Here is a 23,996-nt window from a genome sequence, read left to right on the forward strand (position 1 = left end):
TGCAGCAACGATGTCGCGATCTGATCGGGGGCGTTGTGGGAGGGACTTCAGTCCCGACTGCAGGCGGCCGGCCAGGCACGTGTCGCTCGCGTTTCGCGACCGAATGGCATCGCGCATCGCTGCTTGTTGCCGTGGTTCAGTGAAACCAGCCGTCGCCTCGCAAGAGCGGCTTCAGCCGCGACAGGAGCATTCCCGGTACCGCCTTTGGCGGCTGAAGCCGCTCCTGCAGCCGCGAAGAATGCACGGGCTGCCCGGCCTCCTGCAGCAAGCGAAATCGAGAGATGGGGCCGGGTGACTCTCTAGCGCGGCGCCCCGAACGCGCTGCCACATCAGGCACCGCGCGATGCCAACGCAACCGCCGCGATCGACTCAATCGCCGTCGTACAGCGGAAAGTGCACCAGCGGCGCCGGCGTGCCGGCAGCGGCGACCGCGCTGCCGTTGAGGCCCATGTCCCAGGCCAGGCCGGCCCAGACCGGGTCGGCGATGCGCGCGTCCTGCTGCGCCGGTGCGCGTGCGATCAGCAACTGCCGCAGTTCGGCCTGGGCCAGCGTTTCCAGCCGTCGCAGGGCGTGGCCGGGCTGGCGCGGTGCGGTCACCGGCCGGATGCCGGATGCGGCCACCGGCTCGGACGCAGGCACGTGCGCGCTGCTGCTGTCATCGCAGGACATGGCCGCAACTCGGGACAGGGACTGGAGATGCATCGACATCGACGGGGCCGGACGGGAAGGGCAGAGACGACAAGCCCCGGCAGGGGCCGGGGACTCGTCGGTTCATGGCGCGGAGCGCGACAAGGCGGACTTAGAACAACTCGACCGTGCCGGCACCCATGCTCTGCTGCGCCACCGGCTTGTGCGGCGGACGCTCCCACTCGGTGCGCATGTCGCGCAGGCGGTTGCCGACCCGCTGCAGGGCGTCGAGCAGTTCGTGGTCGAACACGCCGCCATTGCGGTGCAGCAGTTCCTGCAGCGCCACGGCCTCGCGGTTGATCGCGGTCAGGCGGTCCAGGTGGGTGTGCACGCCGCCCAGGGCCTGGGTGGCGATGTCCTCGAACTGCAGGGCGCGCACCGCTTCGGCGACGCTGCTGTCGATGGCGCGGCCGCACTCGGAGATCTCACGCATGCCGTCGCCCAGCGAGTGGTTGATCGCGGCCACGTTGTCCAGCATCGCCGCGGCCTCGGCCCGCGCCTCGCGGGAGCGGTCCATGTCGCGGGAGGCCATGTTCGAGACCGTCTCGCGGACCTTGGCGATGGCGTCCTTGGAGCTGTGCGCCAGCTTGCGGATCTGCTCGTTGAAGGTGGTCGAACGCTCGGAGAGGTTGCGCACCTCGTCGGCCACCACCGCGAAGCCGCGGCCCGCCTCGCCGGCGCGCGCCGCTTCGATCGCCGCGTTCAGCGCCAGCAGATTGGTCTGGTCGGCGATCGACTTGACGTCCTCCAGCAGGGCGAAGATGCCGTCCAGGTGCTGGGACATGTCGTCGATGTAGTGCACCGTGGTGCTGCTCTGGCCGCTGACCTGCTCCAGCGCCTCCACCAACTGCTCCATGCGCTGGCTGGCATGCTGGGCGAAGCGGGCCACGTCCACCCCGGCGCCGCCGTCTTCGCCGGCGCGGTCGACGATGCGGGCAAGCGCCACGCTCTGCTGCCGCGACTTGCGGTTCATCGCCTCGAAGCTGCCACCCAGGCCGCTGACCGCCTGGCGGATCAGTTCGCGGGCACGTTCGATCTCCGAGCGCGAGCCCTCGATCTCGTTGCCGACGAAGCTGCGCAGCTCGGTCAGCAGGTGGTCCTGCTCGCGCATGACCTTGGCCTGCTCCGGCGAGCGCCGGCTCTGGCTGTACGCGGTCCAGCCGGCGAAACCGAGCCAGCTCAGCGTCATGGTGGTGAGGATGGCCCAACGGACCGGGGCCGGCCAATCGAAGCCGGCGGCGATGGGGAACAGCAGCGTCAGGGCGAGCGGGGCGGCCAGACGGATCAGGAGGCGTGAGTACATGGAAGTTCTCGGCAGATTCACGATTGCTGTATCGGCCGCCCCCCCCGGGTCTTTAGCAACGTGGTGCGCGGATCATCGAAACCTGCCGACATTCGTACGATCCGCGTCGCAGAACCACCGCGGGCGGCGCGCTGCCGGCCCGGCGCCGGCACCCCGGGGACTCAGCGCAAGGCGCGGTCCACGGTCTCGCGCATGCGCCGCTTGGCCAGCAGGAAATCCCACAGGCTGCCGCCCATCTGCCGCCACAGCACCGCCGAACGCACCGCCGCCAGCAGCAGTGCGCGGATCTCCGCCACCACCCCGGCCTGACCCAGGTAATGCGGGTTGCCCTGCACCATCACCCGCGGGCGCAGGTGGCTGATGGTGTCGGCGTAGAGCTGGCCCAACGCCGCGATCACCTCGGGGTGGGTGCTGTCGGCATGGCGCTCCAGCAGCGGCGCGATCCGGGCCAGGCCGGCATCGACCTTGGCGTCGGTCTCGGCATCGCCGGCGAAGCGCCGTTCCAGCTGGATCACCGCCAGCGCCAGCCGCGGCAGCACCTCGTCCTGGCCCTGGTTGCGGAAGTAGTTGTGCAGCAGGCGCAGGCCCGGCGCCAGGTCGGCGCGGCGGCCATAGACCGCTTCGGGGCTGGGCGCGTCGATGCGGAACACGCTGTCGAGCAGGGTACGCACCAGCGACGCCTCGGACTGGCCGGTCTCGGCGATGCGCCGCACCTGCTGCAGGGCCTGGGCCATGCCCGCCAGCGCCAGCATGCGCGCGTCCATGGAATCGGTCATCGAATGGGGTCCTCGTGTACGGCGGGGGCCTGCTGCGCCAGGCGGCGCTCCAGCGGGGCATCGGTGGTGGCGATCACGGCGCCGCCCAGGCATTCCTCGCCTAGGTACAGCACCAGCGACTGCCCGGGGGTGACGGCGCGCTGCGGGCGCGCGAAGCGGACCGACAGGGTGCCGTCGTCGCCGACCTCGACCGTGCAGGGCTCGTCGGCCTGGCGATAGCGGGTCTGCGCGGTGCACTCGAAGCGCCGTGCCGGCGGTGCACCGGCGATCCAGTGGGCGGCCTCGGACTGCAGCCCGTTGGCCATCAGGTAGGGACTGTCGCGGTCCTGGTCGACGTACAGCACGTTGCGGGAGACATCCTTGCCGACCACGTACCACGGCGCCGCGGCGCGGCCGCGCACCCCGCCGATGTTCAGGCCCTCGCGCTGGCCCAAGGTGAAGTAGAACACCCCCGGATGCTCGGCCACGACCTGCTCGTGCGGGTCGCGGATCTCGCCGCGCCGCGCCGGCAGGTAGCGGCCGAGGAATTCGCGGAAATCGCGTTCGCCGATGAAGCAGATGCCGGTGGAATCCTTCTTGGCGTGGGTCGGCAGGCCGGCTTCGCGGGCGATGCGGCGCACCTGTTCCTTGGGCAGTTCGCCGACCGGGAACAGGGTCGCGGCCAGTTGCGCCTGGCCCAGCTGGTGCAGGAAGTAGCTCTGGTCCTTGTTGCGGTCCAGCCCGCGCAGCAGCCGCCAGCGACCACCGAGGCTGTCCACCCGCGCGTAGTGGCCGGTGGCGATGCGCTCGGCGCCGAGCTCGCGCGCCGCGTCCAGGAAATGCTTGAACTTGACCTCGCGGTTGCACAGCACGTCCGGGTTGGGCGTGCGCCCGGCGGCATATTCGGCCAGGAAGTGCGCGAACACGCCTTGCCAGTACTCCTGCGAAAAGTCGCGGAAATGGAAGGGGATGCCCAGTCGCCCGCACACCGCCACCGCATCGCGGCGGTCGTCGTCGGCGCGGCAGTCGCCGCTGCCGTCGTCGGCCCAGTTCTGCATGAACAGGCCGGACACCGCCGCGCCCTGCTGGACCAGCTGCCAGGCCGCCACCGACGAATCCACGCCGCCGGAGACCCCGACCATGACCGCTGCACCGCTCATGCCACCTGCCGCAGCAGATCCAGCGGGTAGCGGCGCCCGGCCAGGTAGTCGGCCACCACCTGCCACACCAGCGGGCTGCGCCAGCGCGGCGCTTCGGCCTCCAGTTCGGCCGGGGTCATCCACAGCGCGCGCACGATGCCGGTGTCCAGCGGCCGCTGCGCATCGTGCGCGACCGGATCGGCGGCGAAGGCGAAGCGCAGGTAGTGGCGGCCGGTGTCGGCCTTCCACTGGTAGGCGCCGATGAACGCGGTCGGCTGCACCTGCCAGCCGGTTTCCTCCAGCGTCTCGCGCACCGCGGCCTCGATCAGGCTCTCGTCCGGCTCCAGGTGGCCGGCCGGCTGGTTCAACACCAGCGCACCGGCGATGGCTTCCTCGACCTGCAGCAGGCGTCCGTCGCGCACCACCACCGTGGCCACGGTCACGTCCGGCTGCCAGGGTTCCGCGGCCGCCGTCATCAGAACAGATCCTTGCCGCCGTTCAGTTCGGCGTCCATCGCGTCGGCGCCACGCGCGGCCGCCTCCAGTGCTTCGCGCAGCGCCGCATCGTCGGCATCGGCGGGGATCTTGACCACGAACACCGCGGTGCCGCCCTGGCGCACCCAGCCGCCGAGGATGTCCGACTGCGCATCCTCCAGCAGCCGGTTGGCGACCTTGGCGGGCAGGCTGTCGCCCTGCGCCTGGTAGGCCGGCGACCACACCTCGCGGATGCGGTAGCTGCCGAAGGTCTCAACCGGCGAGCGCACATAGGTGAGCTGCTTGCGCTCCTGCCCGTGGTCGCGCAGGCCGAACAGCACCTGGTAGTCGCCGTCCTCGTCCGCCTGTACGTCGTAGCCCAGCGCCTGCAGGCGCTTGCCCAGCGCCGCATCCGGCGTCTCGGCGGCGGCCGGCAGGGCGGCGGCGAGCAGCGCGGCGAGCAGCGGAAGCTTGAGGAACATCGTCGAATGCATGCGGAGCGCCATCGAAAGGAGGGGAATTGTGCGGGCAGGGCCGGCGATCGTCCAATCCTGGCCGGCGACCCCCGTATATAATGTGCGGATGCCCCGCAAGAATTCCCCCGAGCACGATCATGGCGTCATGGTGGAGACCGGCAAGCCGGAAGTCGCCCGCCCGCCCATGTATCAGGTGCTGCTGCTGAACGACGACTACACCCCGATGGACTTCGTGGTGACCGTGCTGCAGCAGTTCTTCTCCCTGGACCTGGAGCGCGCCACCCAGGTGATGCTGCACGTGCATACCCGCGGCCGCGGGGTGTGCGGGGTCTATACCCGCGAGGTGGCTGAATCCAAGGTGGCTCAGGTGAACGAGTTCTCGCGGATGAACCAGCATCCCCTGTTGTGCACGATGGAAAAAGCCTGATAGTGGGAGGCGTCGGTCACCGGTTTGCCCGGACTAACGCGGTGTGAACACACTGATCCGATAGGGTTGTGGAAATTCGCAACTCAAGCCACATATTGTCGGCAACAGACGTCGGAGTACACCATGTTCAGCAAAGATCTCGAGCAGACCATCGGCCAGTGCTACAAGCGCGCCCGGGAAGCCCGTCATGAGTTCATGACGGTGGAGCACCTGCTGTTGGCATTGCTCGACAATCCCTCCGCCCAGGCCGTGCTCAAGGCCTGCGGCGCCGACGTCGACCGCCTGCGCGGCGACCTGGAACAGGCCATCGAAGCCTCGGTGGCGCGCCTGGCCGACGACGATGGCCGCGACACCCAGCCCACCCTGGGCTTCCAGCGGGTGCTGCAGCGGGCCGTCTACCACGTGCAGTCCTCGGGCAAAAAGGAAGTCAGCGGCGCCAACGTACTGGTGGCGATCTTCGGCGAGAAGGACTCGCACGCGGTGTACTTCCTGAACCAGCAGGACATCACCCGTCTGGACATCGTCAACTACCTGTCCCATGGCATCGCCAAGATGGGCGAGGACGGCGAGCACGCCGCGCCGTCCGACGGCGAGCCCAAGGGCGAGGCGGGCGAGGGCGAGCCCAAGGGCGACGCACTGGCCGAGTACGCCACCAATCTGAACGAGCAGGCCCGCAACGGCCGCATCGACCCGCTGGTGGGCCGCGCCGACGAGATCGAGCGCACCATCCAGGTGCTGTGCCGCCGCCGCAAGAACAACCCGCTGTACGTGGGCGAGGCCGGTGTCGGCAAGACCGCCATCGCCGAGGGCCTGGCCAAGCGCATCGTCGAGGGCACGGTGCCTGAGGTGCTGGCCGACGCGGTGATCTTCTCGCTCGACCTGGGCGCGCTGGTCGCCGGCACCAAGTACCGCGGCGACTTCGAGAAGCGCCTGAAGGGCGTGCTGACCTCGCTGAAGAAGGTGCCCAACGCGGTGCTGTTCATCGACGAGATCCACACCATCATCGGCGCCGGTTCCGCCTCCGGCGGCACCATGGACGCCTCCAACCTGATCAAGCCGGCGCTGTCCTCGGGCGAGCTGCGCTGCATCGGCTCAACCACGTTCCAGGAGTATCGCGGCATCTTCGAGAAGGACCGCGCCCTGGCGCGGCGTTTCCAGAAGATCGACATCGTCGAGCCGACCGTGGGCGAGACCTTCGAGATCCTGCAGGGCCTCAAGCCCAAGTACGAGGCGCACCACGGCGTGACCTACGCCGACGATGCGTTGCAGGCGGCGGTGGACCTGTCGGTCAAGCACATCGGCGACCGGTTGCTGCCGGACAAGGCGATCGACGTGATCGACGAGGCCGGCGCGCGCCAGCGGCTGCTGCCGGAAGGCCAGCGCAAGGAGCTGATCGACATCGAGGAGATCGAGACCATCGTCGCCAAGATGGCGCGGATCCCGGCCAAGCAGGTCAGCGCCACCGACAAGGACGTGCTGCAGCACCTGGAGCGCAACCTGAAGATGGTGATCTTCGGCCAGGATCCGGCGATCGAGACGCTGGCCTCGTCGATCAAGCTGGCGCGCTCGGGCCTGGCCAATCCGGAAAAGCCGATCGGCAACTTCCTGTTCGCCGGCCCCACCGGCGTGGGCAAGACCGAGGTCACCAAGCAGCTGGCGCTGCAACTGGGCATCGAGCTGGTGCGCTTCGACATGTCCGAGTACATGGAGCCGCATTCGATCAGCCGCCTGATCGGTGCGCCCCCGGGATACGTCGGCTTCGACCAGGGCGGCCTGCTGACCGAGAAGATCGTCAAGACCCCGCACTGCGTGCTGCTGCTGGACGAGGTGGAGAAGGCGCACCCGGACATCTTCAACATCCTGTTGCAGGTCATGGACCGCGGCGTGCTCACCGACACCAACGGGCGCGAGGCGAACTTCAAGAACGTGATCCTGGTGATGACCACCAATGCCGGTGCCACCCAGGCCTCGCGGCGCTCGATCGGTTTCACCCAGCAGGACCATTCCACCGATGCGATGGAGATCATCCGCCGCAGCTTCACCCCGGAGTTCCGCAACCGCCTGGACGCGGTGGTGCAGTTCCAGCCGCTGGCCTTCAGCCACATCCTGCGCGTGGTCGACAAGTTCGTGATCGAACTGGAGATGCTGCTGCAGGAGAAGCACGTGTCGCTGTCGGCGACCCCGACCGCGCGCGACTGGCTGGCCCAGCACGGCTTCGATCCGCTGATGGGCGCGCGGCCGATGGCGCGGGTGATCCAGGACAAGGTCAAGCGTCCGCTGGCCGACGAACTGCTGTTCGGCAAGCTGGTCAACGGCGGCCGCGTCACCATCGACGTGCGCGACGGCGAGCTGGTGGTGGAGACCCAGGCCGAGCCGGAGCGCCTGCTGCCGGCCACGGTGGACTGAGGCCGGGCCGACAGGCACGACGAAAGGCGGCTGCAGAGGCTGCAGCCGCCTGGCGAGGTCACCGTCGTTCCATCGTTGCAGACGCGAAAGGCGGCCAGTGGCCGCCTTCTTCATGTCCGCCCGGGGCGGATTACTTCATGCGGTAGGTGATGCGACCCTTGGTCAGGTCGTACGGGGTCATTTCGACCTTCACCCGGTCGCCGGTCAGGATGCGGATGTAGTTCTTGCGCATGCGGCCGGAGATGTGGGCGATGATTTCGTGCCCGTTTTCCAGCTTGACCCGGAACGTGGTATTGGGCAACGTCTCGCTGACGGTGCCTTCGAATTCGATGGAGTCGTCTTTCGACATGTAATCCTGTGCGATTCGGAACGGCCAAAGGCCTGAAGAGCGAGGATTTTACTCGCCTGGGCCGCGCCATGCAAAGTTTGCGTTAATCCCGCTCAGCCCTGGGCCAGTTCCGCGGCCGCCAGGGTGCCGAAGCGTAGCGTCCACGGCGCGGTCTCGGCAGTCGCCGCCACCAGCGGCGCGATGGTGTCCAGGAACCGCGCACGCGGCCAGCGCTCGGCGCCCAGGCTGAGCAGGTGGTCGTTCTCCACCTGCGCGTCGATCAGCGGCCAGCCCCAGCCGTGCAGGCGCCGCGCCAGTGCCGCCAGCGCGACCTTGGAGCCGCCGCTGCGCGCACTGAACATGCTCTCGCCGAAGAACATGCGCCCGCGCGCCACCCCATAGATGCCGCCGACCAGCTCGTCGCCGTCGAACACTTCCACCGAATGTGCGTGGCCGGCCTGGTGCAGGGCCAGATAGGCGTCGCGCATCGGCGCGGTGATCCAGGTGCCGTCCTGGCCGCGGCGGGGGAGTTGCGCACAGGCATCGATGACCTGGGCGAAGGCGGTGTCGGCGCGCACGGTCCACGGACAGTGGCGCAGGCTGCGCCGGAAGCGCGAGGACAGGCGTACGCCGTCGCTGCGGAACACGGTGCGCGGGTCCGGACTCCACCACAGGATCGGCTCGCCGTCGGAGTACCAGGGGAAGATGCCCTGGGCGTAGGCCGCGAGCAGGCGCGTCGGCGACAGGTCGCCGCCGACCGCGAGCAGGCCGTCCGGCTCGCGCAGGGCGCTGGACGGCGGCGGGAACGGGGCGGCGGGATCGGCCGCGAGCAGGACAGGGAGACGACGCATCGCCGGCAGCGTAGCCGATGCCTCAGGCGTCGTGGCGGAACGGCGAGTGGCGCTGCAGCGCCGCCGCGTGCTGGCGCACCTCGGCGCGCTCCTGCGCGCACCACTCGGCCAACGGCACGCGGAAGCCCGGGTCGGCGATCCAGTGGCGGCTGCGTACCAGCCGCGGCAGGAAGCCGCGGGCGATCTTGTGCTGGCCCTGCGCGCCCGGCTCGAAGCGGGTCAGGCCCTCGCGCAGGCAGTACTCGATGCCCTGGTAGTAGCAGGTCTCGAAGTGCAGGCCGGGCAGAGGCTCGCCGCCCCAATAGCGGCCGTACAAGGTGTCGCCGCCGCGCAGGCAGAACGCACCGGCCACCGGCGTGCCGTCATGGATGGCGAGGAAGATCAAGAGGTTGCGCGGCATCGTGCGCGCAAGATGCGAGAAGAAGTCCAGGGTCAACGCCGGCGAATTGCCGTAGTCGTCGAAGGTGCGCAGATAGAAGCCGTACATCGCCTGCAGGTCGGCGGCGCTGGCCTCGTCGCCGTGCAGCACGCGGAAGCCGATGCCGGCGCGCTGCACCTTGGCCCGCTCCTGGCGGATGTTCTTGCGGTGCTTGTGGTCCATCGCGCCCAGGTAATCGTCGAAGCCGGTCCACCCGGCGTCGTTGTGCCACTGGTACTGCACGTCGTTGCGTTCCAGCCAGTCGGCGCCGAATGCGGCGTCCTCGTCGGCGCGGTGGAAATTGACGTGGGCCGAGGACAGGCCGGTGCGCTCGGTCAGCGCCTGCATGGCCGCGAGCAGGTCCTGCTGCGCCGCCAGGTCGCGGGCGAGCAGCCGCGGCCCGGTCACCGGCGAGTAGGGCACCGCGCACAGCCACTTTGGGAAGTAGTCCTGGCCGTAGCGCGCATAGGCATGCGCCCAGGCATGGTCGAACACGAATTCGCCGTGCGAGTTGCTTTTGACGTAGCCGGGCGCCGCCGCGACCAGCGTCTCGCCGTCCCACACGGTGAGATGCAGCGGGCTCCAGCCCCAGTCCGGGCGCAGGCAGCCGTGCTGTTCCAGGCCGGCCAGGAAGGCGTGGGCGACGAAGGGGTTGCGACCGTCGTGCAGGGCGTCCCAGTCGGCGGCGGCGACCGTATCGAGCTGGTGCAGCCAGCGGATCCGGCTCATCGCCGGCGCTGCTCGCGGTGGAAGGCGGCGCAGCGGCCGCCGGCGTCATCGGCCGCGCGCGCGGGCGCACGGCCGCTGCCGGCCTGACGCCGGCAGTTCAAGGCGTGCGCGGACTCAGGCACCCTTGTCCAGATAGCGCTCGGCGTCCAGCGCGGCCATGCAGCCGAAGCCGGCCGAGGTGATCGCCTGGCGGTAGTGCTGGTCGGCGACGTCGCCAGCGGCGAACACGCCCGGCACCGAGGTCTCGGTGGCGGCGCCGCCCAGACCGGAGCGGATCTCCAGGTAGCCGTTGTGCATCGCCAGTTGGCCGTCGAACAGCTGGGTGTTCGGGTGATGGCCGATGGCGACGAAGAAGCCGTGCGCCTCCAGGTCGCGGGTGCTGCCGTCCTGCACCGACTTGACGCGCACGCCGGTGACGCCGGCCTCGTTGCCCAGCACCTCGTCCACCTGGTGATGCCAGACGGTCTCGATCTTGCCGGCGGCGACCTTGGCGAACAGCTTGTCCTGCATGATCTTTTCCGCGCGCAGGGTGTCGCGGCGGTGCACCAGATAGACCTTGCGGGCGATGTTGGACAGGTACAGCGCCTCTTCCACGGCGGTGTTGCCGCCGCCGACCACGACCACATCCTGGTCCTTGTAGAAGAAGCCGTCGCAGGTGGCGCAGGCGGACACGCCGCGGCCCTTGAACGCCTCTTCCGAGGGAATGCCCAGGTACTTGGCGGTGGCGCCGGTGGCGATGATCAACGCGTCGCAGGTGTAGTCGCCGCTGTCGCCGCTGAGCCGGAACGGGCGCTGCGACAGGTCGGCGGTGTGGATGTGGTCGAAGATCACCTCGGTCTCGAAGCGCTCGGCATGCGCCTGCATGCGCGCCATCAGGTCCGGGCCCATCAGGCCATGGGGATCGCCCGGCCAGTTGTCGACCTCGGTGGTGGTCATCAGCTGGCCGCCCTGCTGCAGGCCGGTGATCACCACCGGCTTGAGATTGGCGCGCGCGGCGTAGACCGCGGCGGTCCAGCCGGCCGGGCCGGAACCCAGGATCAGCAGGCGGGAATGCTTGGCGGAATTGGCGGCAGAGGGGCTCATGTATACTCGCGAACAGGGTGAAATGGCGGCGGAAACGCGGCATTGCGCGGGTTCCGGCGAAGGCGCATAGAGTGGCGGCCGGCCTGGAACGAATCAAGCCGCGTGGCGGAAACGCTGCGGCCCGCGGCGACAGACTTCGGGTTTCGCGCGTCGTTGCCCGCCTCGTTCGGGCGCTGCCAGCATCGGCCTGCGCAAGTCCGGACGATTCAGGTACCGCCTGCTGAAATGCAAGGGCGAGTCGTTTATTATCAATCACTAACGATGCATTTCTAAGGTCTGGTCATAGCGTGGCGAAGCAGGTTCCGGAACGCGGCAAAACCCAGGGCGCCAATGCGGCGGCACGCAAGCAGGGCGCCGCGCCCAACCCACGCCGGCAGAAGCTGTGGCGCGATCTGGCGCTGATCGCGATCGCGCCGCTGCTGCTGTACTTGCTGGCCAGCCTGGCCACGTACTCGGCGACCGATCCGGGCTGGTCGCATACCGGCAGCGTGGTCGCGCCGGTGCACAACATGGGCGGCAAGTTCGGCGCCTGGATCGCCGACGTGCTGCTGCAGCTGTTCGGCTACGTGGCCTTCCTGCTGCCGGTGGTGATCGGCGCGATCTCCTGGATCGCGCTGTTCGGCATGGACCAGGACGGCGATGGCGAGGCCGACCTCGGCCCGGCGCTGCGCCTGGTCGGCATCGTCGGCTTCCTGATCGCCGCCACCGGGCTGCTGCACCTTCGCCTGTTCGCCGGCGACGTGGCCGGGGCCGGCGGCATCCTCGGCAAGCTGGTCGGCAATTCGCTGGGCGCCGGCTTCGGCGCGCTCGGCGCCAACCTGTTCGTGCTGGTGCTGTTGCTGGTGTCGGTGACCCTGGCCACCGGGCTGTCCTGGTTCGCGGTGATGGAGCGCATCGGCAAGGCGGTGATGACCCTGCCGGCGCTGGCCCGGCGCGGCACCCAGCAGGCCAACGAATGGCAGCAGACCCGCGCCATGCGCGAGGAACGCGAGGAAGTGCGCAAGGTCGACGCGGTGCAGCGCGCCAAGCGCGAGCCGGTCAAGATCGAGCCGCCGCCGGCGCCGGTGGTGGAGAAGAGCGAGCGCGCCAAGCGCGAGCAGCAGATCCCGCTGTTCCACGGTACCGGCAGCGACCCGTCCGGGGTGCCGCCGCTGGCCCTGCTGGACGACCCCAAGCCGCAGGCCAAGGGCTATTCCGAGGAGACCCTGGAGACCCTGTCGCGGCAGATCGAGTTCAAGCTCAAGGACTTCCGCATCGAGGCGCAGGTGGTCGGTGCCTATCCGGGCCCGGTCATCACCCGCTTCGAGATCGAGCCGGCGCCGGGCATCAAGGTCAGCCAGATCAGCTCGCTGGACAAGGACATCGCCCGCGGTCTGTCGGTGAAGTCGGTGCGCGTGGTCGACGTGATCCCGGGCAAGTCGGTGATCGGCCTGGAGATCCCCAACGTCAGCCGCGAGATGATCTATCTCAGCGAGCTGCTGCGCTCGAAGGAATACGACAAGTCGGCCAGCCCGCTGACCCTGGCCCTGGGCAAGGACATCGCCGGGCGCCCGACCGTGGCCGATCTGGCGCGCATGCCGCACCTGCTGGTCGCCGGCACCACCGGCTCGGGCAAGTCGGTGGCGGTCAACGCCATGGTGCTGAGCCTGCTGTACAAGGCCTCGGCCAAGGACCTGCGGATGCTGATGATCGACCCGAAGATGCTCGAACTGAGCGTCTACCAGGGCATCCCGCATCTGCTGGCGCCGGTGGTCACCGACATGAAGGAGGCCGCCAACGGCCTGCGCTGGTGTGTGGCGGAGATGGAGCGCCGCTACAAGCTGATGAGCGCGGTCGGGGTGCGCAACCTGGCCGGCTTCAACAAGAAGGTCAAGGATGCGCAGGACGCCGGGCAGCCGCTGATGGACCCGCTGTTCAAGCCCAACCCGGACCTGGCCGAGGCGCCGCGGCCGTTGGACACGCTGCCGTTCATCGTCATCTTCATCGACGAATTCGCCGACATGATGATGATCGTCGGCAAGAAGGTCGAAGAGCTGATCGCGCGCCTGGCGCAGAAGGCCCGCGCCGCCGGCATCCACCTGATCCTGGCCACCCAGCGCCCGTCGGTGGACGTGATCACCGGTCTGATCAAGGCCAATATCCCGACCCGCATCGCCTTCCAGGTCAGCTCCAAGATCGACTCGCGCACCATCCTCGACCAGTCCGGCGCCGAGACCCTGCTGGGCCATGGCGACATGCTGTACCTGCCGCCGGGCACGGCGATGCCGGACCGCGTGCACGGCGCCTTCGTCAGCGACGAGGAAGTGCACCGGGTGGTCGAGCACCTCAAGGCCAGCGGCCCGGCCGACTACATCGAGGGCGTGCTGGACGAGGTGCAGACCATGGGCGACGGCACCGTGATCGGCGCCACCGGACTGCCCGAAGCCGGCGGCGGTGGCGGCGACGAATCCGACCCGCTGTACGACGAGGCCCTGCGCATCGTCACCGAGACCCGTCGCGCCTCGATCTCCGGCGTGCAGCGGCGGCTGAAGATCGGCTACAACCGCGCCGCGCGGCTGATCGAGGCGATGGAAGCCGCCGGCGTGGTCAGCCCGCCCGAACACAACGGCGACCGCAGCGTGCTGGCGCCGCCGCCGCCGAAGTGAGGCGCACCGCGCCGACCGCCAGCCATGGCCGGCGTCTGCCTGACCGGAGGCCTGTGCGCACCGCGCGCTGGCTGTTCGGCGCGGCGCTGCTGGCGCTGTCCGGCCTCGCCGGCGCGCAACCGGCGCCGGCCGCGCATTCCAATGCCGACCAGACCGCGGGCGCGGCGACTGCCCCCGTGGTCAGCAACAACTACAGCTACGTGCGCTACCGCGCCGACTACGAGGTGCGCGAGGACGCCACCAGCGTCGAGACCGACGAGTACGAGCTGCTGCTCAAGACCAAGGCCGGCGTCGACCAGTTCAGCCAGGTGCGGCTGGGCTACAGCGAGAAGCTGGAGACGCTGGAGGTGCTGGCCGCCTACACGTTGACTCCGGACGGGCTGCGCCACGACGTGCCGGCCGACAAGATCTATGCCCAGGAGAGCTATTCCAGCGCGACGGCGGCGATGTACGCCGACCGCAAGGTCAAGGTGGTGGTGTTCCCCAACCTGATGCCCGGCGCGCGCCTGGTGTACCGGGTGCGGCGCACCCAGAACGTGCCGTACTTCCCCGGCTACTTCAGCCTGTGGGAGACCTTCAGCGTGTTCTCCCAGTACGACGACGCCACGGTGACCCTGGTGGCGCCGCGGCGCCTGCAGATGCACCTGTACACGCGCGGCGTGCAGGGCAGCGATACGCCGACGATCGACGGCGAACAGGCCCGCTGGGAGTGGCGCTACAGCCGCCGCGAGCCGATGAAGAGCCAGAACTGGTCGGCGGCCACCTGGGAATTCAGCCCGACCATCATGGCCAGCAGTTTCCGCCGCTGGTCGCAGATGGCCCAGGCCTACCAGCACAGCAGTGCCGCCGCCGCGCAGGTCACGCCCAAGGTGCGCGCCCGCGCCGAGCAGATCACCGCCGGCATCGTCGATCGCCGCGCGCAGGCCGCGGCGCTGTACGAGTGGGTGGCGCGCAACATCCGCTACGTGGCGGTGTACCTGGGCAACGGCGGGCTGCAGCCGAACAGCGCCGACAGCATCCTCGACAACCACTACGGCGACTGCAAAGACCACACCGTGGTGCTGGAAGCGCTGCTGGCGGCCAAGGGCATCGCCAGTACGCCGGTGCTGATCGGCGCGCAGGGCGGGCCGACCCTGCCGGAGGTGCCGGTGCTGGGCCGGTTCAACCACGCCATCACCTATCTGCCCGAGTTCAAGCTGTACGTGGATTCGACCAGCCCATACGCGCGTTTCGGCCAGTTGCCGGCCGGCGATCTGGGCGCGCCGGTGCTGCACACGGCCGACGGCACCGTGGCGCGCACGCCGCCGGACGACGCCAAGCGCAACCGCTACCTGGCCGAGACCGACTACCGCTTCGACGCCGACGGCGGCGTCAGCGGCATCACCAGGCTGGATAGCGGCGACGTCGGCGAGGTCGGCCTGCGCACGATGTTCGTACAGCTCAACGCGCAGAACCGCACCCGCATCGAGGAATCGATCGTCGCCGCGTCCGGCTTCGATGGCAGCGGCGAGTTGCTGCTGCAGGGCACGCCGCAGGACCTGAGCCGGCCGTTCGGCTACGCCTACCGCTTCCAGGCCCACGACTACGTCGACTTCGGCGTGGTCGGCGGCATGAGCCTGCCGTTGATGCCCGGCGCCGATTCGGTGCGCGGGGTCTACAGCACCGCCTCGGCCGAGCGCAACCTGACCCCGTTCTACTGCAACGACAACGCGCGCAGCGAGACCTACCGGCTGACCTTCCCGGACAGCGTGCCGATCATCGCGATTCCGGCCGACACGCATTTCCGCAACGCCGCCGGCGAGTACGCCGCGACCTGGGTGCGCGACGGGCAGACCGTGACCGCCACGCATACGCTGCACCGCCGCGCGATCCACGGCCCGGCGGCGCTGTGCGAGCCGCAGGACTACGCCGCCTTCCGCGAGCTGTACCAGCAGGTGCGGCGCGGCTTCCGCGGCCAGATCCTGTACGGCGACCTCGGCCGGATGCAGACCGGGCCGTAGACCTGGCGCGGCCGGCCATCCTCTGATCGCCTATTCAGGCGCGGCGCGTCACACTTCCCACACTCCATCCGGAAACCCATCCGCATGCTTCGCACACTCCGCTACACCGTCCTCGCCACCGCGCTGCTGGCCGGCTCCGCCTTCGCCGGCGCCCGCGAGGACCTCACCGCCTTCACCCGCGGGCTGAAGGGCCTGGACGGTCAGTTCGCGCAGAAGGTCTACGACGGCAAGGGCACGCTGAAGGAAAGCTCCAGCGGCCGCGTCGCGCTGTCGGCGCCGCGCCTGTTCCGCTGGGAGTACCGCAAGCCGTATACCCAGCTGATCGTCGCCGACGGCAGCAAGGTCTGGGTCTACGACCCAGACCTGAAGCAGGCCACGGTGCGCGCGCAGGGCAGCGAGGAACAGAACAGCCCGCTGACCGCGCTGATCGATCCGGGCCGGCTCGACCGCCAGTACGACGTCAGCGAAGAGGCGGTGGCCCGCGACGGGCTGCAGTGGCTGACCATGACCCCGAAGGTGGACACCGAGGCCAGCTTCCAGATGGCCAAGCTCGGCTTCGACCGCAACGGCCTGGCGCGTATGGAAGTGGTCGATCCGGTCGGCCAGCGCACCGACATCAGCTTCAGCGACTGGAAGCGCAATCCGGCCTTCACCGCCGGCACCTTCCGCTACGTCCCGGACAAGGACGTGGACGTGGTCGGCGACCGCTGAGCCGGCCGCCCCGCCGCCGCGCGCCGGGTCGGTGCGCGGCGGCCTTTCCGCTCAGTTGGGGCAGGTCTGCACTTCGATACTGACGTGGCCCAGCGTGGCCACGCCCTGCAGGCGGGCGTGGTAGAACGCCGCCGGCCGCGGCCGGTGCGTCACCAGCGACACGATCGCCGCGTGCTGGCCGGGGCCGACCCGCCACACGTGCAGGTCGGCGATGCGCTCGTCGTCCTGCTGCAGGCGGTCGCGGATCTGCGCCTGCAGCGCCGCCGGCGCCGAGGCGTCGAGCAGCACCGCGCCGGTGTCGCGCAGCAGCGCCAGCGACCAGCGGGCGATGACGATGGCGCCGACGATGCCCATTAACGCATCGGTCCAGGTCCAGCCCAGGTACTTGGCCAGCAACAGGGCCACGATCGCCATCACCGAGGTCAGCGCGTCGGCCAGCACGTGCATGTAGGCCGAGCGCAGGTTGTGGTCGGCGTGCGCGTGCCGGTCGTGACTGCCCGCGTGCGCTTGCGCAGCATGGGCATGCGCGTGACCGTGGTGATCGTGCGGGTGGTGATGGCCGTGACCGTGCGCATGATCGTGGTCGTGCCCATCGTGGTGCGCGTGCGCATGGTCGCCATGCCGGTGCGCGGCATGAGCGTGGTCGTGATGATGCCCGTGCCCGTGCCCGTGGCCATGGCCATGCCCGTGATCGTGGTGGTGATCGGCGCCGAGCATCCAGGCGCTGAGCAGGTTCACCAGCAGGCCCAGCGCCGCGATCCACAGCGCCTCGTCGTAGGCGATGTGCACCGGCTGCGCCAGGCGCAGTGCCGACTCCACGCCGATGCCCAGGGCGATCAGCGCCAGGATCAGCGCGCTGGAGAAGCCGGCCAAGTCGCCGACCTTGCCGGTGCCGAAGGTGAAGCGCGGGTTGTGCCGGTGCCGGCGCGCGAACCAGTACGCGAAGCCCGCCAGCGACAGCGCCCCGGCGTGGGTGGCCATGTGCAGGCCGTCGGCCAGCAGCGCCATCGAGCCGGTCCACCAGCCGGCGACGATCTCCACCAGCATCATCGCGGCGGTCAGCGCCACCACCGACCAGGTCCGGCGCGCATTGCGCTCGTGGCGGGTGCCGAGGAAGTCGTGCTGATGGGTGAACGCGTCCAGGGTGTCGTGGTGGCTCATGGCGGGGTCGGCCGGGCAGGGAGGCGCCGCGATTCTAGCGCTGGCGTCGGTGCCACGCAGGATTGCGGCACGGCGTATACGGGCCTCGGCGATAGAATGGGCAGATGGCCAAACGCAGACCCTTCGCTTCCGATACCCCCGACCTGTTGAGCGTGGACCGCGAGGCCATGCGCCCGCTGGCCGAGCGCATGCGTCCGCGCACGCTCGACGAGATGGTCGGGCAGAAGCGCCTGCTGGCGCCGACCAGTGCGCTGCGCCGTGCGGTCGCGTCCGGCCGGGTGCATTCGATGATCCTGTGGGGGCCGCCGGGCTGCGGCAAGACCACCCTGGCGCTGCTGCTGGCGCAGTACGCCGAGGCCGAGTTCAAGGCGATCTCGGCGGTGCTGTCCGGCCTGCCGGAGGTGCGGGGGGTGCTGGCCGAGGCCGCGCAGCGTTTCGCCGACGGGCGCCGCACGGTGCTGTTCGTCGACGAGGTGCATCGCTTCAACAAGGCGCAGCAGGACGCGTTCCTGCCGCATATCGAACGCGGCACCATCCTGTTCGTCGGCGCCACTACCGAGAATCCCTCGTTCGAGCTGAATTCGGCGCTGCTGTCGCGCTGCCGCGTGCACGTGCTGGAGGCGGTGTCGCCGCAGGACATCGCCGAGGCGCTGCAGCGGGCGCTGCACGATCCAGAGCGTGGGCTCGGCGCCGAGCCGTTGCGGGTCTCCGATGCGGCGCTGCTGGAGATCGCCGGCGCCGCCGACGGCGACGTGCGGCGCGCGCTGACCCTGTTGGAAATCGCCGCCGAACTGGCCCAGGACGAGGGCGGCGAGATCACCGCGCAGACCCTGCAGCAGGTGCTGGCCGACCGCACCCGCCGCTTCGACAAGGGCGGCGAGCAGTTCTACGACCAGATCTCGGCGTTGCACAAGTCGGTGCGCAGCTCCAATCCGGACGCGGCGCTGTATTGGCTCACGCGCATGCTCGATGGCGGCTGCGACCCGTCCTACCTGGCACGGCGGCTGACCCGCATGGCGATCGAGGACATCGGCCTGGCCGATCCGCGCGCGCAGTCGATGGCGCTGGAAGCCTGGGATATCTACGAGCGCCTGGGCAGCCCCGAAGGCGAACTGGCCTTCGCGCAGCTGGTGCTGTACCTGGCCAGCACTGCCAAGTCGAATGCCGGCTATGCCGCGTTCAACCAGGCCAAGGCCGAAGTGCGCGAGACCGGCACCCAGGAGGTGCCGCTGCACCTGCGCAACGCGCCGACCAAGCTGATGAAGACCCTGGGTTACGGTGCGGATTACCAGTACGACCACGATGCCGAAGGCGGCATCGCCCTGGACCAGACCGGCTTTCCCGATGCGATGGGCGAGCGCGTCTACTACCGGCCGGTGGAACGCGGCCTGGAGATCAAGCTCAAGGACAAGCTGGATCGCCTGCGCGCTGCGCGCGAGCAGGCGCGGGCTGACAAGGCCGGGCGATCGGCTTCATAATCGGCGTACAGGAGATGGCATTCCTCCTCGAACCGCCCGCAGCATTGCGCGCTGATGATGCCTGCCCAACCCCCGCCGGGGTGGCAGGCATGCGCCCCGGCATCGTCCTTGTGGAGAATCCGATGCCCGTTCCTTCTCTTTTTTCTGCTGCCGCTCCCGCGTTCGTTTCGCGGAGGCGCGCATGAACCTGACCCTGTGGTGGCAGCAATTGCTGCTGGCGATGGCCGGCGGTGCGGTCGGCTCCGGTCTGCGTTTCGCGGTGGGCAGTGCGCTGCTGCAGCGCTACGGCGCCGGCTTCCCGTGGGGTACGCTGGCGGTGAACCTGGCCGGCGCCTTCGTCGGCGGTTTCCTGCTGGTGTGGATCGAGGGCCGCGGCGCCAGCGCGCCGTACTGGCGGGCGCTGCTGATCGTCGGCCTGGTCGGCGGGCTGACCACGTTCTCCTCGCTGATGATGGAAAGCATGGTGTTCGTGCGTAACGGCCGCCTCGGCATGGTGCCGTTGTACCTGGCGATCACCCTGGCGGCGGGGCTGGTGCTGGTGTTCGCCGGCGCGCGCACCGCGGCCGAACTGCGGGCACCGACGGTGACCGCCGACCGCTGAGCGAGGCGGGGCGCCTAGCCTAATAGGGCCGCGCCCACGCCCAGCGGCGGCGCCAGCAACGCCAGCGGCACGATCAGCCGCGGCCGGTACGGCAGCAGGCCCAGGGTCAGCAGCGCCGCGCTGGCGCTGAGCGAGCCCACCCACAGCACCGGGCCGATGCCCCAGCCGCGCGCGGCCACGCAGCAGGCGAACGCCGTGCCCAGCAGCAGCCAGCCGGCGGCCTGCAGTTGCCGCAGGCGCGGCGCGGTGGCGCGGCGTGCGCCGTACAGGTCGAGTTGGTGCTTCTCCATGCCCAGGCACAGCGCGACGAAGCCGGAGAAGGCCAGGCACAGGCCGAGGACGGTCATGCGGCCTCCGTGGCCAGGACCGGCTTGCCAGATCCGCCGCGGTCGCGGGCGCGGCGTTCGGCCGCCGACAGCGGCGGTTGCCAGCGCTGCATGCGCCGCGCGGCCAGCGCCAGCGCGATACCGAGTAACAGGCAGACCAGGTCGAATCCGGCCAGCGCCCAGTCGCCGGCCAGCAGGCTCACGCCCAGGTGCGCATCGGTGGTGAGGGCGTTGAGCAGCGGCAGCAGGCCGAACAGCGCCGCGCCCGCATACAGCTGCCAGGCCCACATCGCGCGCTTCGGCCACACCTGCGCCGCGACCAGGGCCGCCGCCCAGGCCAGGAAGAACACCGCCGCTTCGCTTTCCGGGCGCGATTCCAGGTGCAGCGGCAGCAGCCGGTTGCCCCAGAAATAGGCGGCGAAGGCGATCGGCAGCCCGGCCACGGTGCCGATGTTGAGCGCGTCGACCAGACGCAGGCCCAGGCCGATGCGGCCGGCCTTGGCGTGCTTGGGCCGCTCCTTGAACGCCCACAGGATCGCGCCGCTGGCCACCATCAGGCAGCCGAGCAGGCCGCAGCCGAAGAACAGCCAGCGCAGCCAGGGACCGGCGAAGTGCGCCAGATGCAGGCCGTACAGGGTGCTGCGGGTTTCCGCGGCGGCGCCGAGTTCGCCGCTGCGGCCGAGGATCTGCCCGCTTGCCGCGTCCAGCAGCAGCGACGGTGTGCTGTAGCCCAGGCGCTGGCCGTCGCCCTGACGGATCTGGATCGCCGCGGCGGCGTCGCCGGCGTTGTACACGGTGAAGCCGGCGATCGGCGCCTGCGCGCCCCATTCGCGGCGGGCCACGTCCAGCAGTTGCGCGATCGGCAGCATGTGCCCCGGCGTGCCGCTGGCCTCGCGCAGGTTCTGCGGCTCCTGGAAGGCCTCGGCATAGAACGCCTGCTCGGCGTCGGGATAGGCGGTCTGGATGCCCCAGGGCAGGTACATCAACATCAGCGTGACCAGCCCGGTGTAGGTGATCATCGCGTGGTAGGGCAGGGCGAGCACCGCGCTGGCGTTGTGGAAGTCCAGCCACGAGCGCTGGCCCTTGGCCGGGCGGAAGGTGAAGAAGTCCTTGAAGATCTTCTTGTGGGTGATCACGCCGCTGATGATCGCCACCAGCATGAACATCGCGCAGAAGCCGACGATGTAGCGCGCCCACACCGCCGGGATGTAGTGCAGGTCGAAGTGCAGGCGGTAGAAGAAGTCGCCGCCGCGGGTCTCGCGGGTCTGGCTGGCCTCGCCGCTGACCGGGTCGAGCAGTGCGTTGCCGAACAGTTCCTTGCGGCTCGGGCGGCTGCCGTCGGCCGGCGGCGGATTGCGCCAGAACAGGTCGGTGAACGGCGCGCGCGGGTTGGCCAGCGACACGAACCACTGCGGCGACCGTGGCGCCTCGCGCTGCAGCAGCGCCACCGCGCGGGCGGCGACCACGTCGGTGCTCGGCTGCGCACGCGGCAGTTCCGGACGCATCCACTGACTGATCTCGTTGCGGAAATAGCTGGCGGTGCCGGCCATGAAGATCAGCAGCAGCACCCACGACACCAGCAGGCCGCTCCAGGTGTGCAGCCAGGCCATCGATTGGCGGAATCCCTGCTTCATGGCGCGTGCTGCTGCAGCCAGGCGATGGCCAGCGCCATCGGCGCCAGCAGCGCGGCGATGCCCAGCCAGGCGCGCCCGGCGCTGCGCGCGGCGAACGCCCACAGCGCGGTGCAGGCGCAGACCAGGATGCCCAGCATCATGCCGCTCAACACCGCCTGCGCACGCACCGATGGCCAGAGCAATGGCAGCAGCACGGACGTGGCCGCGGCCAGCGCATAGCCGCCGACGATCGCGGCCAGGGTCCGCGCCAGCACGCCCAGCCAGGGCGGCAGCCCGCGCGAGGCGGCGGTGGGCGGCGTGGAGAGGCGCGGCGGCGCTGGCGGAACTGGATGCATGGGGGCCCGTCGGGAGAGGCACCGGCTTGGCGACAGGGCTAGGCGGAGCGGGATGGCAGCGAGGCGGTCAGTTCGTTAATGATACGCATTCCTATTTTCGGCGCAATGTGCAGGTGGATCGGCACTGCGGCGTCTGCAGGTTGCCCCCGGTGTAAGCGCACATATGGTTTGCGAAGCCGGGACACATGGTCTGCAAAGTCCTACAGGCCAGTTTGAAGTCCCTTTGAAGGCCCATCAATGAGAAGCCTCCGATTAGTAAAACGGGCCGTGCAGCCCTGGCGGGCTGGGAGCCTATCCCCTTAGCCGGCGCTGCATCCGCTTCTTCCCGACTGGCCGGCCTCTCAGGCGGCCAGTCGGCGGCTGCCCGTCAGGATCTCATGGCGTATTCGGACCGCGCATGCGCATGCGCATGCCCATCGCTCGGCCATACGCGGGGCCACCTCCCGCTTTCCGAAGTAGGCGTAGTGTGCTGAGCGCTCCTCGTGCCGATTGACTGACGCTGCCAATCCATATCCCACCAAATGCAGTCGTGCTCATACCAGCGACGATCACCCTGCCACACCTCAGCCAGTGCTGGCGCCACTGATTTTCCGGGTCCCACTGGAAGTCGTCCGGAAGCATGGGCTAATGCTATCGCCGTCGATCTCCAGGGCTGAGAGACCTCGCTTTGGTCTAGCTGAATGGCTTATCTGGTAGACAAATGTCACCAGGTCTTGTGGCTGGTTATGGATGGGAATAGCGTTTTGGTGTAAGCGCCTATCCGCCATGGAAGATCACCATGAACCTCGCAAAGAACCTGCTGAAAGTTGTATTCGCGGCTCAGCTTCTCGTTGCCCCCCTTTTCGCCGGCGCTGCCCCCTCGTCGCCATTCATCATCACGACCACGGCAACCTATGCCGACAAGTCTCCTGAGCAGCAGGCGGTTGTGGCTTGGCTTCGGCAGCATGCTCAGTATGTAAACGGGCATCTGATCGGGGAGTTCGATAAGCTACAGGACGTTACCGTCACATATACCCGTACAACGGACGGTCGCGTACGCCCGCAGTCGCCTGGGGATGCCCCGCCGGGCCCGCTACCCCCCGGACAGCCCGGAGACACATATTCCGTCTCGAACTGCACTGGTGGCGTCTCCCAGTCGTGGAGCTACAAGTTCGTTTCTGGCTCGAACGGAGGCACTTGGGTGTTGGTCGACTACAAGTACGCTAGGAAAGCCTGCGGCTCCGAAGGGGCTTGAGCTAAGCGTATCTTCGACATCTGCGGCAAGGAATCTGCGACCAAAAAAACGGGCCTAAAAGGCCGTTTTTCTTTGCTGAAATTTTACCCTGACATGCACCCTGTCAGTTCAGACATTTACACCTGGTAGGACCTTCAAACGCCCATAGAACGCCGCTCCCTCGGGGGCGGCGTTTTTCATTTCAAGTGTCTCTCTCGCCAGTCTGGCGCCGATTTCGCAAGCCTAAGCCGCAGCTCAGCGTCGGCGGCCGCGTGGCGCCGAAAGCCGCGCCATCACTAGGTTTCGTGACGTTTCATCCCGTTTTTTCGCGTTGTCCCGGCCTCTCAAACCAGGTACCCGGCTTGGTCGGTGGCATCGGGGGCAGGACTCCTCCACCATCGGTCCTGCCATCGGACTGCCTGGGAACGTCATGAAGATTCTGGTTGTCGACGACTACCGCACGATGCGGCGCGTCATCCGCATGCTGTTGGGCCAACTCGGCTATGACGACATCGTCGAAGCAGCCGACGGCGAGGCGGCGCTGGCCGCGATGCGGGCGGAGAAGATCGGCCTGGTCATTTCCGACTGGAACATGGCGCCGATGACCGGGCTGGAGCTGCTGCGGGCGGTTCGCAGCGACGCGAAACTGAAAAGCACGCCGTTCCTGATGACGGTCACCGAGGGGCGCAGCGACAAGGTGATCGAGATCCGCGAAGCCGGTGTCAGCGGTTACATCGTCAAGCCGTTCAATGCGGACATGCTGAAGGAGAAGATCGCGTCCGCGCTGTGAGTGGACCACCGAGCGCCGGTGTGATCT

23 protein-coding genes and 1 riboswitch are annotated in these 23,996 nt (G+C 69.0%); of the genes, 9 read left to right on the plus strand and 14 right to left on the minus strand.

What is annotated here, in order from left to right; all coding sequences use genetic code 11:
• Window positions 1-369 precede the first annotated feature (369 nt).
• From SLW52_RS19275 to SLW52_RS19300, 6 genes are all read right to left on the minus strand, one after another.
• Window positions 370-669 (minus strand): hypothetical protein, encoded by a 300-nt coding sequence (locus tag SLW52_RS19275; RefSeq protein ID WP_150409083.1) that lies wholly within the window; start codon window positions 667-669, stop codon window positions 370-372.
• Between the two features lie 130 nt (window positions 670-799).
• A complete protein-coding gene (locus tag SLW52_RS19280) occupies window positions 800-1,990 on the minus strand; it encodes a methyl-accepting chemotaxis protein (protein WP_017908265.1) in 1,191 nt (396 codons plus the stop codon).
• A 161-nt stretch (window positions 1,991-2,151) separates the two neighbouring features.
• Window positions 2,152-2,766 (minus strand): high frequency lysogenization protein HflD, encoded by a 615-nt coding sequence (hflD, locus tag SLW52_RS19285; protein ID WP_017908264.1) that lies wholly within the window; start codon window positions 2,764-2,766, stop codon window positions 2,152-2,154.
• Window positions 2,763-3,905 (minus strand): tRNA 2-thiouridine(34) synthase MnmA, encoded by a 1,143-nt coding sequence (gene mnmA / locus SLW52_RS19290; RefSeq protein WP_295964458.1) that lies wholly within the window; start codon window positions 3,903-3,905, stop codon window positions 2,763-2,765. Before mnmA ends, hflD begins: the two co-directional genes overlap by 4 nt.
• Complete coding sequence (locus SLW52_RS19295) at window positions 3,902-4,360, minus strand: NUDIX hydrolase (protein ID WP_017908262.1); 459 nt, start codon at window positions 4,358-4,360, stop codon at window positions 3,902-3,904. Before SLW52_RS19295 ends, mnmA begins: the two co-directional genes overlap by 4 nt.
• Entirely contained in the window at window positions 4,360-4,863 is a 504-nt protein-coding gene (locus SLW52_RS19300; RefSeq protein WP_320741030.1) for a hypothetical protein, read from the minus strand. Before SLW52_RS19300 ends, SLW52_RS19295 begins: the two co-directional genes overlap by 1 nt.
• A 76-nt stretch (window positions 4,864-4,939) precedes the next feature.
• On the opposite strand from SLW52_RS19300, the gene clpS reads away from it, so the two are divergent.
• Together clpS and clpA are read left to right on the plus strand one after the other, a co-directional pair.
• Window positions 4,940-5,260: an ATP-dependent Clp protease adapter ClpS gene (gene clpS, locus SLW52_RS19305; protein ID WP_010341728.1), complete on the plus strand. Its 321-nt coding sequence runs from the start codon at window positions 4,940-4,942 to the stop codon at window positions 5,258-5,260.
• Window positions 5,261-5,383: 123 nt separating this feature from the next.
• A complete protein-coding gene (gene clpA / locus SLW52_RS19310) occupies window positions 5,384-7,666 on the plus strand; it encodes an ATP-dependent Clp protease ATP-binding subunit ClpA (RefSeq protein ID WP_043091985.1) in 2,283 nt (760 codons plus the stop codon).
• 130 nt (window positions 7,667-7,796) lie between these two features.
• Here the strand turns inward: clpA and infA are convergent, their stop codons facing one another.
• The 4 genes from infA to trxB all read right to left on the minus strand — a co-directional run bounded on the left by infA (window position 7,797) and on the right by trxB (window position 11,075).
• Window positions 7,797-8,015, minus strand: a complete 219-nt coding sequence (gene infA, locus SLW52_RS19315) for a translation initiation factor IF-1 (protein ID WP_004425677.1) — start codon at window positions 8,013-8,015, stop codon at window positions 7,797-7,799.
• Between the two features lie 92 nt (window positions 8,016-8,107).
• Entirely contained in the window at window positions 8,108-8,845 is a 738-nt protein-coding gene (gene aat / locus SLW52_RS19320) for a leucyl/phenylalanyl-tRNA--protein transferase (protein WP_148828693.1), read from the minus strand.
• 22 nt (window positions 8,846-8,867) lie between these two features.
• Window positions 8,868-9,992 carry a GNAT family N-acetyltransferase gene (locus SLW52_RS19325; RefSeq protein ID WP_267120891.1) on the minus strand — a complete coding sequence of 375 codons (1,125 nt, stop codon included), beginning with the start codon at window positions 9,990-9,992 and terminating at the stop codon, window positions 8,868-8,870.
• A 114-nt stretch (window positions 9,993-10,106) separates the two neighbouring features.
• Window positions 10,107-11,075 (minus strand): thioredoxin-disulfide reductase, encoded by a 969-nt coding sequence (gene trxB / locus SLW52_RS19330; protein WP_010341722.1) that lies wholly within the window; start codon window positions 11,073-11,075, stop codon window positions 10,107-10,109.
• Window positions 11,076-11,362: 287 nt separating this feature from the next.
• Here trxB and SLW52_RS19335 point away from each other — a divergent pair, with 287 nt between their 5' ends.
• The 3 genes from SLW52_RS19335 to lolA all read left to right on the plus strand — a co-directional run bounded on the left by SLW52_RS19335 (window position 11,363) and on the right by lolA (window position 16,431).
• Window positions 11,363-13,720, plus strand: a complete 2,358-nt coding sequence (locus SLW52_RS19335; RefSeq protein WP_017913921.1) for a DNA translocase FtsK — start codon at window positions 11,363-11,365, stop codon at window positions 13,718-13,720.
• Between the two features lie 200 nt (window positions 13,721-13,920).
• Window positions 13,921-15,720 carry a DUF3857 domain-containing transglutaminase family protein gene (locus SLW52_RS19340; RefSeq protein WP_267122543.1) on the plus strand — a complete coding sequence of 600 codons (1,800 nt, stop codon included), beginning with the start codon at window positions 13,921-13,923 and terminating at the stop codon, window positions 15,718-15,720.
• 84 nt (window positions 15,721-15,804) lie between these two features.
• The gene (gene lolA, locus SLW52_RS19345; RefSeq protein ID WP_267120890.1) at window positions 15,805-16,431 is read left to right on the plus strand and encodes an outer membrane lipoprotein chaperone LolA; all 627 of its coding nucleotides are present in this window, start codon (window positions 15,805-15,807) and stop codon (window positions 16,429-16,431) included.
• A gap of 51 nt (window positions 16,432-16,482) precedes the next feature.
• On the opposite strand, the gene dmeF is transcribed toward lolA, so the two are convergent.
• Window positions 16,483-17,592, minus strand: a complete 1,110-nt coding sequence (dmeF, locus tag SLW52_RS19350; protein ID WP_320741024.1) for a CDF family Co(II)/Ni(II) efflux transporter DmeF — start codon at window positions 17,590-17,592, stop codon at window positions 16,483-16,485.
• A gap of 104 nt (window positions 17,593-17,696) precedes the next feature.
• Between dmeF and SLW52_RS19355 the strand changes: the two genes are divergently transcribed.
• On the plus strand, window positions 17,697-19,070 hold the full coding sequence (locus tag SLW52_RS19355) for a replication-associated recombination protein A (RefSeq protein ID WP_150409089.1): 1,374 nt from the start codon (window positions 17,697-17,699) through the stop codon (window positions 19,068-19,070).
• 1 nt (window position 19,071) lies between these two features.
• A riboswitch (Fluoride riboswitch) is annotated at window positions 19,072-19,141 on the plus strand.
• Between the two features lie 110 nt (window positions 19,142-19,251).
• Complete coding sequence (gene crcB, locus SLW52_RS19360; protein WP_017909551.1) at window positions 19,252-19,671, plus strand: fluoride efflux transporter CrcB; 420 nt, start codon at window positions 19,252-19,254, stop codon at window positions 19,669-19,671.
• Window positions 19,672-19,685: 14 nt separating this feature from the next.
• On the opposite strand, the gene SLW52_RS19365 is transcribed toward crcB, so the two are convergent.
• From SLW52_RS19365 to SLW52_RS19375, 3 genes are read right to left on the minus strand one after another with little or no spacing between them, the layout of a single operon-like run.
• Window positions 19,686-20,018, minus strand: coding sequence for a DUF3325 domain-containing protein (locus SLW52_RS19365; protein ID WP_043091995.1), 333 nt, complete (start codon window positions 20,016-20,018; stop codon window positions 19,686-19,688).
• Window positions 20,015-21,631 carry a PepSY-associated TM helix domain-containing protein gene (locus SLW52_RS19370; protein WP_320741022.1) on the minus strand — a complete coding sequence of 539 codons (1,617 nt, stop codon included), beginning with the start codon at window positions 21,629-21,631 and terminating at the stop codon, window positions 20,015-20,017. The genes SLW52_RS19365 and SLW52_RS19370 overlap by 4 nt, the downstream gene beginning before the upstream one ends.
• Complete coding sequence (locus tag SLW52_RS19375; protein ID WP_267094086.1) at window positions 21,628-21,966, minus strand: DUF3649 domain-containing protein; 339 nt, start codon at window positions 21,964-21,966, stop codon at window positions 21,628-21,630. Before SLW52_RS19375 ends, SLW52_RS19370 begins: the two co-directional genes overlap by 4 nt.
• A gap of 778 nt (window positions 21,967-22,744) precedes the next feature.
• Here SLW52_RS19375 and SLW52_RS19380 point away from each other — a divergent pair.
• Together SLW52_RS19380 and SLW52_RS19385 are read left to right on the plus strand one after the other, a co-directional pair.
• Window positions 22,745-23,200, plus strand: coding sequence for a hypothetical protein (locus tag SLW52_RS19380; RefSeq protein ID WP_267094087.1), 456 nt, complete (start codon window positions 22,745-22,747; stop codon window positions 23,198-23,200).
• A gap of 409 nt (window positions 23,201-23,609) precedes the next feature.
• A complete protein-coding gene (locus SLW52_RS19385; RefSeq protein ID WP_150409093.1) occupies window positions 23,610-23,969 on the plus strand; it encodes a response regulator in 360 nt (119 codons plus the stop codon).
• The last annotated feature ends 27 nt before the right edge of the window (window positions 23,970-23,996 follow it).

The organism is Xanthomonas sp. LF02-5 (assembly GCF_034105325.1).
Lineage (GTDB): Bacteria > Pseudomonadota > Gammaproteobacteria > Xanthomonadales > Xanthomonadaceae > Xanthomonas_A > Xanthomonas_A sontii.

What these genes read in the sequence shown, in the direction of transcription:
- SLW52_RS19300 (WP_320741030.1), bottom strand. Translation starts at nt 4,863, where the DNA reads ATGGCGCTCCGCATGCATTCGACGATGTTCCTCAAGCTTCCGCTGCTC.
- dmeF (WP_320741024.1), bottom strand. Translation starts at nt 17,592, where the DNA reads ATGAGCCACCACGACACCCTGGACGCGTTCACCCATCAGCACGACTTC.
- SLW52_RS19280 (WP_017908265.1), bottom strand. Translation starts at nt 1,990, where the DNA reads ATGTACTCACGCCTCCTGATCCGTCTGGCCGCCCCGCTCGCCCTGACG.
- SLW52_RS19380 (WP_267094087.1), top strand. Translation starts at nt 22,745, where the DNA reads ATGAACCTCGCAAAGAACCTGCTGAAAGTTGTATTCGCGGCTCAGCTT.
- mnmA (WP_295964458.1), bottom strand. Translation starts at nt 3,905, where the DNA reads ATGAGCGGTGCAGCGGTCATGGTCGGGGTCTCCGGCGGCGTGGATTCG.
- SLW52_RS19355 (WP_150409089.1), top strand. Translation starts at nt 17,697, where the DNA reads ATGGCCAAACGCAGACCCTTCGCTTCCGATACCCCCGACCTGTTGAGC.
- infA (WP_004425677.1), bottom strand. Translation starts at nt 8,015, where the DNA reads ATGTCGAAAGACGACTCCATCGAATTCGAAGGCACCGTCAGCGAGACG.
- SLW52_RS19370 (WP_320741022.1), bottom strand. Translation starts at nt 21,631, where the DNA reads ATGAAGCAGGGATTCCGCCAATCGATGGCCTGGCTGCACACCTGGAGC.
- clpA (WP_043091985.1), top strand. Translation starts at nt 5,384, where the DNA reads ATGTTCAGCAAAGATCTCGAGCAGACCATCGGCCAGTGCTACAAGCGC.
- crcB (WP_017909551.1), top strand. Translation starts at nt 19,252, where the DNA reads ATGAACCTGACCCTGTGGTGGCAGCAATTGCTGCTGGCGATGGCCGGC.
- SLW52_RS19275 (WP_150409083.1), bottom strand. Translation starts at nt 669, where the DNA reads ATGTCCTGCGATGACAGCAGCAGCGCGCACGTGCCTGCGTCCGAGCCG.
- SLW52_RS19295 (WP_017908262.1), bottom strand. Translation starts at nt 4,360, where the DNA reads ATGACGGCGGCCGCGGAACCCTGGCAGCCGGACGTGACCGTGGCCACG.
- aat (WP_148828693.1), bottom strand. Translation starts at nt 8,845, where the DNA reads ATGCGTCGTCTCCCTGTCCTGCTCGCGGCCGATCCCGCCGCCCCGTTC.
- SLW52_RS19365 (WP_043091995.1), bottom strand. Translation starts at nt 20,018, where the DNA reads ATGACCGTCCTCGGCCTGTGCCTGGCCTTCTCCGGCTTCGTCGCGCTG.
- clpS (WP_010341728.1), top strand. Translation starts at nt 4,940, where the DNA reads ATGCCCCGCAAGAATTCCCCCGAGCACGATCATGGCGTCATGGTGGAG.
- SLW52_RS19325 (WP_267120891.1), bottom strand. Translation starts at nt 9,992, where the DNA reads ATGAGCCGGATCCGCTGGCTGCACCAGCTCGATACGGTCGCCGCCGCC.
- SLW52_RS19385 (WP_150409093.1), top strand. Translation starts at nt 23,610, where the DNA reads ATGAAGATTCTGGTTGTCGACGACTACCGCACGATGCGGCGCGTCATC.
- hflD (WP_017908264.1), bottom strand. Translation starts at nt 2,766, where the DNA reads ATGACCGATTCCATGGACGCGCGCATGCTGGCGCTGGCGGGCATGGCC.
- SLW52_RS19375 (WP_267094086.1), bottom strand. Translation starts at nt 21,966, where the DNA reads ATGCATCCAGTTCCGCCAGCGCCGCCGCGCCTCTCCACGCCGCCCACC.
- trxB (WP_010341722.1), bottom strand. Translation starts at nt 11,075, where the DNA reads ATGAGCCCCTCTGCCGCCAATTCCGCCAAGCATTCCCGCCTGCTGATC.
- lolA (WP_267120890.1), top strand. Translation starts at nt 15,805, where the DNA reads ATGCTTCGCACACTCCGCTACACCGTCCTCGCCACCGCGCTGCTGGCC.